Source organism: Burkholderia sp. BCC1988, from assembly GCF_905339895.1.
Classification (GTDB): Bacteria; Pseudomonadota; Gammaproteobacteria; order Burkholderiales; family Burkholderiaceae; genus Burkholderia.
On record NZ_CAJPHA010000009.1, the window covers coordinates 175747 to 189474 of the forward strand.

The window sequence follows — 13728 nt, forward strand, 5'->3', positions numbered from 1 at the left end:
CCGGATCGCGGCGCGGCGGGTCACGACGTGCGCGTCGCGCGCTCGCCGTCCATCGCGCGGCGCAGGCTCGCGGGGCGCATGTCGGTCCAGACGGTCTCGATGTGCGCGAGGCAGTCGGCTTTCGGGCCGCGCACGCCGACCTCGCGCCAGCCGGCCGGCACGGGCCGGAACGTCGGCCAGATCGAATACTGTTCTTCGTCGTTGATGACGACCGTGTAGACGAGGTCGTCGGTATCGGCGGAAGGCGTCGTGGCTTGCGTCATGATCGAAAAAACGGGAAGCGGTTGAAGGATGCGAAGCGGCAAGTGACCGGACCGTCGGATCGTTGGACCGTTGAATCGGCCGCTCCTGTCTTGAAGACGATTGGCCGGCGCGTTTTTTTACCGTCGCCGCGCGCGCCCGCCGAGAAACACCGGGCACGCGACGCCGCGATGGCATGCGTCGAGGCATTCCGCGCAGTGCCGCTCCGCGTCGCGCACCATGAAATGCACGAGGGTTTGCGACACGTTCAGCGCGCGCGCCGCGGTCTGCAGCGTCTCCTCGCGCAGCCGCACCATCTCGAACGCCGCACGGCTGCGCGCCGGCAGGTCGTCGAGCGCGGCCCATACGCGGCGCAGCGTGTCGCGCGTCAGCAGCGCGGCCTCGGGCGTCGGTTCCGGCGACGGCACGTCGAAGCCGTCGTCCTCTTCCGTGTGATAGACGTTCTCGAGGCTTTGCCGGCGGCACGCGTCGATCGACGCGTTGCGCACCATCCGCGTCACGTACGCGACCGGCTGGCGCACGGCGTCCTGGTTCGGGAATTCGACGAGCTTCACGAACACGTCGTGCACGACGTCCTCGGCCTGGCTCGCACAACCGACGAAGCCGTGCGCGACGTTGACGAGCATCGCGCGATGGGCGATCAGCACGTCGAGCAGCGCGCCCTGCGCACGCGGCTGCGCGCCGCGATGCGCCCGCGGTGCGGGACGTGACGGGAGGTCCGGACAACTGCCGAGGAACGGGTTCGCCGCTGTGGCCGCCGGCCGTTCGAGCACTTCCGCCATTGCCATCGATCTGCTCCGTCAGATTTCGAGATAGCGCAATTTAACGTAAACGCAAATCATTCTCAATACGATTACGAAATGCCCCTTCAGATCATCAGGATTTGTCTGATTAATTGACGGGATCCGTGTTTTTGTCGGACGGGATGGCTGGCGCGGAGCGGTGGCGTGGGGAAAGCTTTCCGCGGGAAGGAATTGGCATGGCACCGTAAACGGCCCGCGGCGCCTGGTGGGTGTGGCACGGTGTCGGGAGCGCCGCAAAGACGCGCCGGCATGCCGGCGCTTCTTTCATGGCGCGCGCGGCTCGTCCGGCCGCGCACGCAGCGCGCGTCAGTAGATGAACAGCCGGATCGTTGCGGTTGCATCGAACCGCCCGATCTTCGGCGGCCCGAACGATTTCAGCACCGCGTCCATCCGCACGCTTTGATTCATCACGTTCGACGGAAACTGCGCGAGCGTGAACTGCTGGTTGAACGGAATCGCGTTGCCCTTGCTGTCCTCGATGCCGATCCCGAAATTGCTGTCCTTCGCCGGCACCAGCAGGCCGTTCTGCAGCGGATAGCTCGTTTCGAAATAACCGTCGACGCGCACCGCGACGTTGCACTTCTTGGACAACGACAACGAGAACGGCTTGCGCGGCACCGCGGGCAGGAAGCCGTTACCCACCGCCTGCACCTGACCGAAGTTGACGATGCCCGGTTCGGGCGTCACGAGCACGTCGACGAAGCACGGCGTCGGCTTGAGGTTGCGCAGGCCGCTCAGGCGGTACTGGAAGCTCGTGCCGAATGCATTCAGCCCGAACTCGCCGTCGAACTGGAACACCGTGTAGATATCGCTCGGCGGCTGGACCCAGTTGCCCTTCTTGCGCACGACGACCTGGTAGTCGATGCTGATGCGGGTCTGCTCGCAACGCCTGTGATCGAAGTCTTCCCTGCTGCACGGCGGCACCGCATAGCCGGTAAACACCCCGCCGCCGCGATTGCTCGTCTTGTCGAAGTAGTCGACGCCCTTGTAGCGGATACCGATCTCCAGCCCCCACGCCGCCGGGTTCGTGCGGTTCGGATTCGCGTAGAAATAAATGTTGTCGACGACTTTCAGGCTGTCGGCATCGCCGAGGTCCTTGTAGCAATACCCCGACGTCGTGCGGACCGGCGACACCCAGATCACGTAGCCGTCCGGCGCGTCGGTCGGATACGACGCCACGCCGCCGATCGGTTCGGTCAGCGAGGTCGCGCCGCTGTTCGTCAGGCATCGCAGCGCCCACGCCGGCTGCGCCGCCGCGACCAGCAACGCAAGCACGAGCCAGCGCAGCCACGCTGCCGGCCGTTGCCGTTCGCGCATCCCGCCGCTCATCGCTTCACGCTCTTGCACGCACCGGCGTCGCACGCGTATTCGACCGCCACCTGGCCGCCGTAATCGTCGATATGCGTGACGAACAGCGTCGACGGCGTCGCGGCCTTGAACGGCACGTCGGCCGTGCTCATCGGGCTCACCATCACCGGCTCGATCGGCACCGGCGTCTTCTGCGCGCCGGCCGTCACCTCGACCACCGTCACGTGATACGGCGTCGGGTTGTCGAACACGAGCCTGTGTGCAGCCGGGTCCACCCGCAGCGTCATCGGCAGCGTCCAGTCCTCGTCGCGCGCGGGCTGCACGGCCTTCGGCCGGTAGAACAGCTTCATCTGCGTATGCAGCGCGATCTGCAGCGTGTTCGGTATATCGGACTTCGGCGGCACTTCGCGGATGTTCAGGTAGAACACCGATTCGCGATCGGCCGGCAGCGCGGCACCGGGCAGCTTCGCGATCCGCAGCACGTTGCGCTCGTTCGCCTCGATGCGCTGCAGCGGCGGCACGACCATCAGCGGCGACGCGATCTTGTTGCCCTTCGCGTCCTCGAGCCACGACTGCACGAGATACGGATACGTCGTGCTCTTGTTCGTGATCGTGACGATCGCGGCCTGTTCGCCTTCGTTGAAGATCACGCGGGTGCGGTCCGGGACGATCGCCGCGTGCGCGACACCGGCGAGCAGCGCGCTCGCCGCGCTCAGCATGCACGACGCGCGTCGCAGGAAGGAAAGGGAGAAAACGTGGTTCATCGCTGGATCCGTGAAATCATCGTTCGATCCGTGCGGCCGCTGCGTGCGACTCGCCGGATGCCTGGCACGTCACCGGAATCGGCGTGCCTTCGAGTTGAAGCTGGTTCGGCAGCACGTCCACCGTGCACAGCGTGCGTTCGCCCGCGCGCACCGCGAGCGCGGATTTCGGCTGAACCTGGGTCAGGAACGCCGCGCCGCCCTCGCCGACGATGCCGAGCTCCTTGCCGTTCGCCGCGTCCTGCACCGATGCGCCGAACGGCAGCGGCTTGCCGGCCGCGTCGGTCAGCGTCAGGTACAGGTTGCTGCCGCGCGCCGCCGAAAACCTGACGAAGCCGATCGCGCCGTCGGTCAGCACCATGCGCTGGATCGGGTTCGACACCTGCACTTCGAGCGGCAGCTTCTCGACGTTGACGGTCGCGTCGTACACGTTGTACGGCGAGATCCCGTCGAGCACCGCATAGCCGCGCGAGTCGGTGTGCGTGAGCGTGCCGGACAGCGGCACGTCGCGCACGCCGTCGGTCGAGACCAGGAGGCGCGTATCGCCCGCGTTGCCGTTCGCGTGTGCGGCCAGCCCGTACTGCGTCGCGACGAGCGAGCCGTCGACCTCGAGCGACGCGGCCGCATACGCGTTCGCGACCGTCGACGCCTGTGCGGTCAACTGGTAGGTCGACGTGCGCTGGCGGAAACTCGCGTTCGCCGATGCGCGGCCATCGGTCGCGCCCGCGTTGACCTGGTAGGTGCGGCCGTCCGGATCGTCGTAGATATAGCCCGCGTTCGCGCTCGTGCTGCCGTTGCCTGTCGTCAGGTTCGACGTGACCGTGTGACGACCGCCGATCGGCAGCGTCGCGGTCACCGAGAACTGGTTGCCGCTCGTGCCCGCGCTTTGCGTCCGGAACGCCGACAGGCTGACGTTCAGGTTGCGCAGCGCACCGATCGAGAACGCACGCGTCAGCGTGAGGCCGATGCGCTGCTCGGACGAGCGCGCCCAGTAAGTCGTCTGGTCGTACGAAAAATAGGTCGACGTATCGCCGAAGCGCTTCGACAGCGTCGCCGAATAGCGCTGCTTGCTGTTGGCGAGGCCGTATGCGGTCGGGTCGCCCGAGAACTGCGCGAAGTTCGTGTATTCGCGCTCGGAAAAGCGGTAGCCGAAAAAGCGCACGTCGGCATCGAGCGTGTCGAAATGCTTCGAATAGTTGATCCGGTACGAGTTGCCGTTGCGCGTCGCGCCGTTCCACCACAGGCGCGCACGCGCATGCGTGACGTCGGCCGAGACTGCGCCGAGCGTGCCGAAATCGCGCCCGACACCGAGCGCGATCGACGTATAGCCCGACGCGGCGATGAAGCCGCCGTACACGGTGAAATCCAGCGGCAGGCCGTACGCCGCTTCACCGAAACCGAAGAACGGCGTGATGCCGGCGCCCCCGAACTGCCGCGGCTTGCCGACCGCGGCCTTGTAGCGCAGCTGTCCGGTGCGCGCGAGAAACGGCACGGCGGCCGTCGTCACCTGGAAGCGCTGCACGCTGCCGTCTTCTTCCTCGACCGCGACGTCGAGCGTGCCCTGCACGCTCGTGTTGATGTTCTGCAGCGCGAATGCGCCCGGCGACACGCGCGTCACGTACAGCACGCGGCCCGCCTGCGAGACGGTCACGGTCGCATTGGTGCGCGCGACGCCCGCGATCAGCGGCGCATAGCCGCGCAGCGAAGGCGGCAGCATGCGGTCGTCGCTGCGGATCGACGCGCCGGTCAGCGCGAACGTGTCGAAAATGTCCGAACTCAGGTAGTCGTCGCCGAACGTCACCGTCGACTGGATCGACGGCAGCGCACGAAATGCGTAAAGCCGGCTGAAGCGGAACGTGCGATCCGCGTACGCGCTGCTGCCCGCGTTCGACTGCGCCTGGTAGTCGCCGCGAAAGCGCCACGCGTCCCAGTTCGCCCCGATCGTTCCGTAGGCCTGGATCGAATTCGTCTGCTCGCCGCCCGAACCGAAGTTGCGGTTCGTGTTCGCGATCACGCGATAGTCGAGCATCGCGCCCGGAATCCCTTCGGACCAGCGCTCCGGCGGCAGGTAGTTCGAATCGGTGAATTCGAGCGCGGCCTGCGGAATCGTGATCTTGAGCCGACCGTCGCTCTTCAGGTAACGCACGGTGACGCCCTCGATCGCGCCGAGATCGACGCAGCGACCGCCCTGGAAGCGCGGCAGGTCCTTCGCGAGCGACGGCTTCAGCCCGAACTGCGCGACGAGTTCCGGAGGCAGGCACGGCTTGCCTGCGCCGGACGGGTCGAGCGCGATGAACTGGATCGCCTGCAGCCCGTAGAACAGGTCATTGACCTGCACGTCGAGCATGTATTCGCCCGGCAGCGTGAAGTCGGCCTGCGCGAACTGCGACAGGTCGACGTTGTTCGAGCCGTCGATGTCGAGGAACGACGAATTGAATTCCGTCGCATGGCTCTGGCTGCCGACCACCAGCACGGAGACGCAAAGGAAGGAATGTCTGATTCGCACGCGGCGCTACCGGAAGTCCGAGAAAAAGCTGGGCAGGAGGACAAGCCGGAGAAAGGGTGCGCGCACCCCTCCTCCGTGACGGCCGCTTACTGGTAGCGAACCGTGAAGTTCGCGACGCCGTCGGCCGTACCCGGCGTCACGTCGGCTGCCGTCGCTTCGTAGCGTGCGGCGAAGCGCACGGTGTTGTTGCCGTTCTGCAGCAGGGTTGCAGCGGCCTGTTCGACGCCGTTGTCGAGGTCTTCGCCCGTTGCGCCCTGTACGCGGATGCCGACGTTGGTTGCCGAGCCGATCGTGGCGAGCAGCTTCGGCTGGGCCGCGTTCGACGTACCCGTGAACGTGAAGAACGCGTTCTTCGAGATGCTGGTGTCGCAGTCGGTCAGGACGATGTCGAACTTGACCGGCTCGGACTTGTCGCCGGCCTTCTTGAACGTGTGGGTCGGCACCTTGCCGAGGTTCACGGTCTGGTTGACCGAACCCGAGTCGATACCGCACGCGCCCGCGACGATCTCGCCCGTGAAGTTGATCGTGCCGGTGCCGGCTGCGAAGGCCGAGGTGGACAGGGCTGCGAGTGCGACAGCGGCCAGGAGGGATTTTTTCATGACGTTTTCCGTGAGAATTGCAAAGGGAATGGACGACGTGGCGGATACAAAAGGCAGCGTGTGGTTGGCTCCCGTCCGTCACGAGGCGGCATTATCGAGATATGAATGAAAGAATTCTGTAAAGCATTGTCAAATCGCAAATGACAATCTTCGCCTTGCGTACTTTCAAACCCACTGTTTCCTTGAAATTCTCAATCCAGATATTTTCATCCGCAGTTCTTTTTGATTTTCTAGAACCGACTGAAAATTAAAGACATTTTCTTTTCGAGATCGCTTATTCACCGCCTTTCCTTGCTGGATATGGCTTCGCCGGATTACCAATCAAAAAGGCCAAAATTCTGTCCGATCCTGCCATCGTTGCCCGACCGCAACGAATGCATTCATCGATTTTCAACTGAGAGGAAATTAACGGCCGATTTTCGGTACTGCGGACTTCTCGCGCAAACGATTGCGCAATCCGCACAAACGTTTTACCGCGACATTTCGTCACCCGTCATTATTTTCGATACAAGAATCAATTGAATCGTCAAGCCGGGATTAAAAGCCGCATGTAATGCCGTGCGCCGTCACGACATTCGGCGTACCTGCGCGACAACGCGCACGCGACGTTTCGGCGCCCTGGATGGAATCGAAAAAGGAGGAAGTCCGGCACGCTCGGAGCCGTGTGACGACGCGATCGGTCGCCAGGATGCGTGACGGGTTGAAGGCGCGCTTCAGCTCGACAGCGGGGAGAAACAACGTGGATGACGACGACGCGCGGATGCGTTCATCGTCGATCCGTGCCGATGGCCGGATGGAGGCCACACCGGCCGGGGTGGCGACGACACATGAGCGATCGCCACCCGCACGGCTACCGGATCACGCGGCGGCCTCCCCGGCTGACGCCGGCGTCCAGCCGCCGCCCAGTGCGCGATACAGCGCAATCGCATTCGCGAGCCTCAGTTCCTTGAGCCGGATCAGTTCCTGTCCCGACTCGTACGTGCTGCGCTGCGCGTCGAGCAGTTCGAGATACGTCGCGACGCCGCCCGCATAACGACGCTCGGCGAGCCTCAGCCGCGCGCCGTCGGCCGCGTACACATCCTGCTGCGCGGCAAGCTGGCGATCGATCCAGTCGCGCGCGGCGAACGCGTCGGCCACTTCGCGAAACGCGGTCTGCACGGTCTTCTCGTATTCGGCGACCGCGATGTGCTTGCGCGCGGTCGCGACGTCGAGATTCGCGCGATTGCGGCCGCCCGCGAAGATCGGCAGCGTGATGCGCGGCGCGAACGTCCACACGCTCGTGCCGCCCGCGAACAGGCTCGAGAACGCGTCGCTGACCGAGCCGTAGTCGGTCGTCAGCGCGACGCGCGGGAAGAATGCGGCGCGCGCGGCGCCGATCTGCGCGTTCGCGGCCTTGAGCCGCGACTCGGCCTGCCGGATGTCCGGCCGCCGCTCGAGCAGCGCGCTCGGCGCGCCGGGTGCCACCGGCGCGATCGCGAGCGCGTCGAGCGCGGTGCCGTCGGCCGGCACCGTGCGCGCGAAATCGCCGGCAAGCAATTGCAGCGCGCGCACCGACTGCGCGTGTTCGCGCTGCAGCGCGGCCTGCGACGCACGTGCGGACGCGACCAGCATCTCGGCCGAGCGCAGCTCGATCGCATCGCTCGTGCCGGCCGCATAGCGGCGCTGCGTGAGCGCGGCGATGCGCTCGCGCGCGTCGAGGGTGTGCTGCGCCAGCGCCAGTTGCGCGTGCAACGACCGTTCGGAAACGTACGCGCCGGCGACTTCGGCAATCACGCCGATGCGCACCGTGCGCTGCGCGTCGGCCGTCGCGAAATACTCGGCGAGCGCTGCATCCGACAGATTGCGCACGCGGCCGAACAGGTCGAGCTCGTACGCGCTGATACCCACGCCCGCGCGATACAGCCCGCTCACCGCGCTCTCGCGCACGACCGGGTCGTACTGGCGCGTGCGCTCGTAGCCGAGGTTCGCGTCGAGCGACGGCATCCGGTCCGCGCGCTGCACGCCGTACAGCGCGCGCGCTTCGTCGAGCCGGCCGGCCGCGATCCGCAGGTCGCGATTGTTCGCGAGCGCCGCGTCGATCCAGGCCTGCAGCGCCGGGTCGGTGAAATATGCGCGCCAGTCGTCGAGCCGCGCGGCATCGACAGGCGCCGCGACCGACGCCGGCTGCGTGCCGCCGTCGACCGGCGCATAGCTGGCCGGCACCGGCGCCGCCGGCCGCTCGTAGCGCGGCGCGAGCGAGCAGCCGGCGAGCGCGAACGCGAGTGCAGCGGCCAGCGCGACCGGGGCCCGCGACGTCGCGCGCGCCTTCAGGTGAAACGTCATTGCGCACCCTCCATCGTCGCCGGCCGCGACCCGCCGCGCCGGCGCGGGCTGACGTCGAACAGGCGGCCGACGATCACGAAAAACAGCGGGACGAGGAATACCGCGAGCACCGTCGCCGTGATCACGCCGCCGAGCACGCCGGTACCGATCGCCATCTGCGCGCCGGACGCGGCGCCCGATGCGAACGCGAGCGGCAGCACGCCGACGCCGAATGCGAGCGACGTCATCACGATCGGCCGCAGCCGCAGGCGCGCGGCCTCGAGCGCCGCGTCGACGAGCGACATGCGCTGCGCGACCAGGTCCTTCGCCACTTCGACGATCAGGATCGCGTTCTTCGCGGACAACCCGATCGTCGCGATCAGCCCCACCTTGAAATAGATGTCGTTCGGCATCGCGCGCAGCGTGACGCCGAGCACCGCGCCGATCACGCCGAGCGGCACGACCAGCATCACCGCGAACGGGATCGACCAGCTCTCGTACAGCGCCGCGAGCGCGAGAAACACGACGAGCACCGACAGCGCGAACAGCATCGGCGCCTGTGCACCCGACAGCCGCTCCTCGAACGACTGCCCCGACCACGCGTAGCCGATGCCTGCCGGCAGTTTCGCGGCGAGCCGCTCGATCGCGGCCATCGCTTCGCCGCTGCTGTGCCCCGGCGCGGCCGAGCCGTTGATCGTGAACGACGGATAGCCGTTGTAGCGCGTGAGCTGCGGCGGCCCGAGCGTCCAGTGCAGCGTCGCGAACGCCGCGAGCGGCACCATCTCGCCGCGCGCGTTGCGCACGCGCAGCTTCTGCACGTCGTCCGGATCGAGCCGGTGCCGCCCGTCGGCCTGCACGATCACGCGGCGCACCTGCGTGCCGTGCATGAAGTCGCCGATATAGTCGGAGCCGAACATCACCGCGAGCGTCGTGTTGATCTCGTCCATCGACACGCCGAGCGCCGACGCCTTGGCACGATCGATGTCGAGCTTGAGCTGCGGCGCGTCCTGCGTGCCGGCGAACATCAGGTCGGTGAGCGCCGGATCCTTGCCGCCCGCCGCGAGCAGTTGCTCGCGCGCGGCGCTGAACGCCGCATGGTCGAGCCCGCCGCGGTTCTGCAGCCGGAAGTCGAAGCCGCCCGTCGAACCGAGATCGGGCAGCGCCGGCGAGTTCATCGCGAACACCGTGGTGTTCGCCGTGCCCGCGAAGCGCGCGTTGATGCGCGCGACGATCGCCTGCACGTGATCGCGCCCGGCCTTGCGCTCCTTCCAGTTCTTCAACGTGACGAAGATCATCCCGCCGTTCGGCCCCTCGCCGTACAGGTTGAAGCCGCCGAGCGCGAACGTGTACGCGGCCGGCTCGTCGCGACGAATGTACGACTCGACCTCGCGCACGCTCTGCATCGTTTCCGCGAGCGGCGTGCCCTGCGGCCGGATCACCATCACCATGAAGTTGCCCTGGTCCTCGTCGGGCAGGAACGCGCTCGGCAGTTGCGTGAGCATCAGCGCGGCCGCCGCGGTCAGCGCACCGTACACGACCAGCCAGCGCAGCGGCTTGTTCAGCATCGCGCCGACGCGCGTCGCATAGCGCTGCGTCGAGCGCGCGACGAAGCGGTTGAACCCGCCGAAGAAACCGCGCTTCTCGTGATGGTCGCCGGACACCGGCTTGAGCAGCGTCGCGCACAACGCGGGCGTCAGCGACAGCGCGAGAAACGCCGAGAAGCCGATCGAGACCGCGAGCGCCAGCGCGAACTGCCGGTAGATGTTGCCCACCGCGCCGCCGAAGAACGCCATCGGCACGAACACCGACGTCAGCACGACCGTGATGCCGACGATCGCGCCGCTGATCTGCTGCATCGCCTTGACGGTCGCGTCGTAGGGGCCGAGCCCTTCCTCGACCATCAGCCGCTCGACGTTCTCGACGACGACGATCGCATCGTCGACGAGGATGCCGATCGCGAGCACCATCCCGAACATCGTCAGCACGTTGATCGAGAAGCCGGCCGCATGCATCACGCCGAACGTGCCCGCGAGCGCGACCGGCACGACGAGCGTGGGGATCAGCGTCGCGCGCAGGTTCTGCATGAACAGGAACATCACGAGGAACACCAGCACGCCGGCCTCGACGAGCGTCGTGACGACCTTGTTCATCGACACGCGCACGAACGACGACGTCTCGTACGGGATCTGGTATTTCACGCCCGGCGGGAAGTAGGCGGACAGCGCGTCCATCGCCGCGCGCACGCGCTGCTCGGTGGCCACCGCGTTCGAGCCCGGCGCGAGCTTGATGCCCATGCCCGTGGCGACCTTGCCGTTCACGTACGACGGATAGTTGTAGTCGTTGCCGCCGAATTCGATGCGCGCGACGTCGCGCAGGTAGAGCGCGGCGCCGTCCGGCTGCGTGCGCAGCGCGATCGCGCCGAAGTCGGCCGGCGTCTTCAGCGGCGCGTCGGCGAACACCGTGGCCGCGATCGGTGCGCTGTCCGGCACCGCGCTGCGGCCGATGTCGCCGACCGTCACGCGTGCGTTGTGCGCGCGCACGGCCGACGCGATGTCCGACGCGGTGAGGCCGTGCCCGGCCAGCTTCACCGGGTCGGGCCAGATCCGCATCGCATATTCGGCGCCCCAGAACTGCACCCGGCCGACGCCGTCGACGCGGCGCAGCGCCTGCACGACGTTCGCCGACGCGTATTCGCCGAGCTGCACGTCGCTCATCCGGCCGTCGTCGGAGGTCAGCGACACGACTAGCTGGATGTTGTCCGCGGCCTTCTCGACCTGGATGCCGTCGCGCCGCACGGGTTCGGGCAGCCGCGCCTCGACCGTCTTCAGCCGGTTCTGCACTTCGACGGCCGCGAGATCGGCGTTGACGCCCTGCTTGAACGTCAGATAGAGCGACGCCATCCCGGCGCTGCTCGTCGCGGACGTATATAGCAGCCCCGGCGCGCCGTTCATCTCGCGCTCGATCAGCGCGGTCACCGATTCCTCGACGACCTGCGCGGACGCACCCGGATACGTCGCATAGATGCTGACGACGGGCGGCGCGATGTCCGGATACTGCGCGACGGGCAGCGCGCGAATCGCGAACACGCCGCCGAGCATGATGAAGAGTGCGATCACCCACGCGAAGACGGGGCGATCGATGAAGAAACGTGCCATGTTGGTCTATGTGAACCGGTCAGGTTTGACGGGCGGCCGCCGGTGATGCGGCCTTCGGCGAGGCCTGCTCGACGGGCTTGACGGCGGTGTCGGGCGCGAACTGCGCGGCGTTGTCGACGATCACGCGCTCGCCGCCCGCGAGACCGCGCGTGATGCGCCAGTCGCGGCCGCTCATCCGGTCGGCGACGACCTCGACGTCCCTCACCTTGCCGTTCTCGCCGACCACGCGCACCGACGTGCGATCGGCCGTGCGCAGCAGCGCATCGCGCGGCACGAGGATCGCGCGCTGGTCGACGGCCGCGTCGAGCGCGATCCGCACATACGCGCCCGGCAGCAGTTCGCGCTCGGGATTCGGGAACAGCGCGCGCATCGCGACGGTATCGGTGGTCGGATCGACCGCGAGATCGCTGAACAGCAGCTTGCCCTTCAGCGGATACGCGGTGCCGTCGGCACGCAGCAGCGTGACCGTGACGTCGTGCTGCGCGATGCCCGTCGCGCGCCCGCTCTTCACCGCGCGGCGCAGTGCGTCGACGTCGGCCGCCGGCTGCGAGAAATTCACGTAGATCGGGTCGAGCTGCTCGACGGTCGTGAGCGGCGTCGCCTGGTCCTGGCCGACGAGCGCGCCTTCGGTCACGAGCGCGCGCCGGGCGCGGCCCGAAATCGGCGCGGTGACGGTCGCATAGTCGAGCTGCAGTTGCGCGCGGGCGAGCTCGGCCTGCGCGGACGCGACGTCGGCCTTCGCCTGCGTGTCGCCCGCGACGGCCTCGGTGTGATCGCGCTCGCTGACCGCGCGGTCGCGCACCAGGTCGTCGTAACGGCGGCGCTTGTCGCTCGCCGCCAGCGCGGCGGCCTGCGCCTTCGCAAGCGCCCCTCTCGCGGCGTCGCGCGCGGCCTTCAGCGGTGCGGGGTCGATGCGGAACAGCACCGCGCCCTGCTTCACTTCCTGGCCTTCCTCGTAAGTCCGCGCGGTGACGATGCCCGCGACCCGCGCGCGCACTTCCGCCTGCCGATATGCGTCGAGCCGGCCCGGCAATTCGACGGTCATCGGTACGGCCGTCGGACGCACCGTCACGACCGTCGCGTCCTGAATGGCCTCCGGCGCCTTGTCCCGTTCGCCCTTTCCGCAGCCGGTCGCGGCCAGCGCGGCCGCGAGCGCGAACGACGCCAGCCGCAGCCGGCGCCCCAGGGAGCGTTTGTTATTCATGTGCTGACCTCGGATCGTTCGCCGCCATACAATGCGGCGGCTCAGGGTGGCCGATTATAATCAGTCACGACTGATTAAATACAGGCGGTTGCAATCCGGCCGCCATACTGTCTCAATAAAACGACAGCGAACTGTAAGGAAATTCACGACATGGCCCGCAAGACCCGGGAAGAATCGCTCGCCATCAAGCACCGGATCCTCGACGCCGCCGAGCTCGTGCTGCTCGAAAAAGGCGTCGCGCAAACCGCGATGGCGGACCTCGCCGAGGCCGCCGGAATGTCGCGGGGCGCCGTGTACGGCCATTACCGCAACAAGATGGAAGTGTGTCTCGCGATGTGCGACCGCGCATTCGCGCGTACGTCGGAAGGGTTCGACGCGGTCGACAGCCTGCCCGCGTTCGCCACGCTGCGCCGCGCGGCATCGCATTACCTGCGGCAATGCGGCGAGCCGGGCGCGATGCAGCGCGTGCTCGTGATCCTCTATACGAAATGCGAGCAGAGCGAGGAGAACGGCGCGTTGCAGCGCCGCCGCATGCTGCTCGAGCTGCAGATGCTGCGCATCACCAAGGCGCTGCTGCGCCGCGCGATCGCGGCCGGCGAACTGGCCGCCGATCTCGACGTGCATCTCGCTGCCGTCCATCTCGTGTCGCTGCTCGAAGGCGTGTTCGCATCGATGATCTGGACCAACCGCTTGCGCGGCAATCTGTGGAACGACGCGGAAGCGATGCTCGACGCCGGCTTCGACGCGGTCAGGACATCCGCCGCGTTACGCCTGCGCACGCAAAAATTTCCTGTCTGACGAAAAGCCGCGCAATAAATGCTGATTTAACC

10 protein-coding genes are annotated in these 13728 nt (G+C 67.1%); 1 reads left to right on the forward strand and 9 read right to left on the reverse strand.

Annotated elements, in window-relative coordinates:
* Positions 1 to 20: 20 nt before the first annotated feature.
* From U4012_RS15265 to U4012_RS15305, 9 genes are all read right to left on the reverse strand, one after another.
* The gene (locus U4012_RS15265; protein ID WP_044843583.1) at positions 21 to 263 is read right to left on the reverse strand and encodes an MbtH family protein; all 243 of its coding nucleotides are present in this window, start codon (positions 261 to 263) and stop codon (positions 21 to 23) included.
* A 117-nt stretch (positions 264 to 380) separates the two neighbouring features.
* Complete coding sequence (locus U4012_RS15270; RefSeq protein WP_321799643.1) at positions 381 to 1049, reverse strand: RNA polymerase factor sigma-70; 669 nt, start codon at positions 1047 to 1049, stop codon at positions 381 to 383.
* A gap of 321 nt (positions 1050 to 1370) precedes the next feature.
* Positions 1371 to 2393, reverse strand: a complete 1023-nt coding sequence (locus U4012_RS15275) for a fimbrial protein (protein WP_124892228.1) — start codon at positions 2391 to 2393, stop codon at positions 1371 to 1373.
* Positions 2390 to 3136 (reverse strand): molecular chaperone, encoded by a 747-nt coding sequence (locus U4012_RS15280; RefSeq protein ID WP_044843586.1) that lies wholly within the window; start codon positions 3134 to 3136, stop codon positions 2390 to 2392. Before U4012_RS15280 ends, U4012_RS15275 begins: the two co-directional genes overlap by 4 nt.
* A 16-nt stretch (positions 3137 to 3152) precedes the next feature.
* On the reverse strand, positions 3153 to 5606 hold the full coding sequence (locus U4012_RS15285; RefSeq protein ID WP_321799808.1) for a fimbria/pilus outer membrane usher protein: 2454 nt from the start codon (positions 5604 to 5606) through the stop codon (positions 3153 to 3155).
* A 119-nt stretch (positions 5607 to 5725) separates the two neighbouring features.
* Positions 5726 to 6238, reverse strand: a complete 513-nt coding sequence (locus U4012_RS15290) for a fimbrial protein (protein WP_044843588.1) — start codon at positions 6236 to 6238, stop codon at positions 5726 to 5728.
* 858 nt (positions 6239 to 7096) lie between these two features.
* Positions 7097 to 8560 (reverse strand): efflux transporter outer membrane subunit, encoded by a 1464-nt coding sequence (locus tag U4012_RS15295; protein ID WP_321799647.1) that lies wholly within the window; start codon positions 8558 to 8560, stop codon positions 7097 to 7099.
* A complete protein-coding gene (locus tag U4012_RS15300) occupies positions 8557 to 11694 on the reverse strand; it encodes a multidrug efflux RND transporter permease subunit (protein ID WP_321799649.1) in 3138 nt (1045 codons plus the stop codon). The genes U4012_RS15295 and U4012_RS15300 overlap by 4 nt, the downstream gene beginning before the upstream one ends.
* 19 nt (positions 11695 to 11713) lie before the next feature.
* A complete protein-coding gene (locus U4012_RS15305) occupies positions 11714 to 12898 on the reverse strand; it encodes a MexX/AxyX family multidrug efflux RND transporter periplasmic adaptor subunit (RefSeq protein ID WP_321799651.1) in 1185 nt (394 codons plus the stop codon).
* Between the two features lie 150 nt (positions 12899 to 13048).
* Between U4012_RS15305 and U4012_RS15310 the strand changes: the two genes are divergently transcribed.
* Positions 13049 to 13696 (forward strand): TetR family transcriptional regulator, encoded by a 648-nt coding sequence (locus U4012_RS15310; RefSeq protein WP_321799653.1) that lies wholly within the window; start codon positions 13049 to 13051, stop codon positions 13694 to 13696.
* Positions 13697 to 13728: the final 32 nt, after the last annotated feature.

Excerpts from the sequence above, each read along its gene's own strand:
- U4012_RS15265 (WP_044843583.1), bottom strand. The coding sequence starts at position 263 with ATGACGCAAGCCACGACGCCTTCCGCCGATACCGACGACCTCGTCTAC.
- U4012_RS15270 (WP_321799643.1), bottom strand. The coding sequence starts at position 1,049 with ATGGCAATGGCGGAAGTGCTCGAACGGCCGGCGGCCACAGCGGCGAAC.
- U4012_RS15275 (WP_124892228.1), bottom strand. The coding sequence starts at position 2,393 with ATGAGCGGCGGGATGCGCGAACGGCAACGGCCGGCAGCGTGGCTGCGC.
- U4012_RS15280 (WP_044843586.1), bottom strand. The coding sequence starts at position 3,136 with ATGAACCACGTTTTCTCCCTTTCCTTCCTGCGACGCGCGTCGTGCATG.
- U4012_RS15290 (WP_044843588.1), bottom strand. The coding sequence starts at position 6,238 with ATGAAAAAATCCCTCCTGGCCGCTGTCGCACTCGCAGCCCTGTCCACC.
- U4012_RS15295 (WP_321799647.1), bottom strand. The coding sequence starts at position 8,560 with ATGACGTTTCACCTGAAGGCGCGCGCGACGTCGCGGGCCCCGGTCGCG.
- U4012_RS15300 (WP_321799649.1), bottom strand. The coding sequence starts at position 11,694 with ATGGCACGTTTCTTCATCGATCGCCCCGTCTTCGCGTGGGTGATCGCA.
- U4012_RS15305 (WP_321799651.1), bottom strand. The coding sequence starts at position 12,898 with ATGAATAACAAACGCTCCCTGGGGCGCCGGCTGCGGCTGGCGTCGTTC.
- U4012_RS15310 (WP_321799653.1), top strand. The coding sequence starts at position 13,049 with ATGGCCCGCAAGACCCGGGAAGAATCGCTCGCCATCAAGCACCGGATC.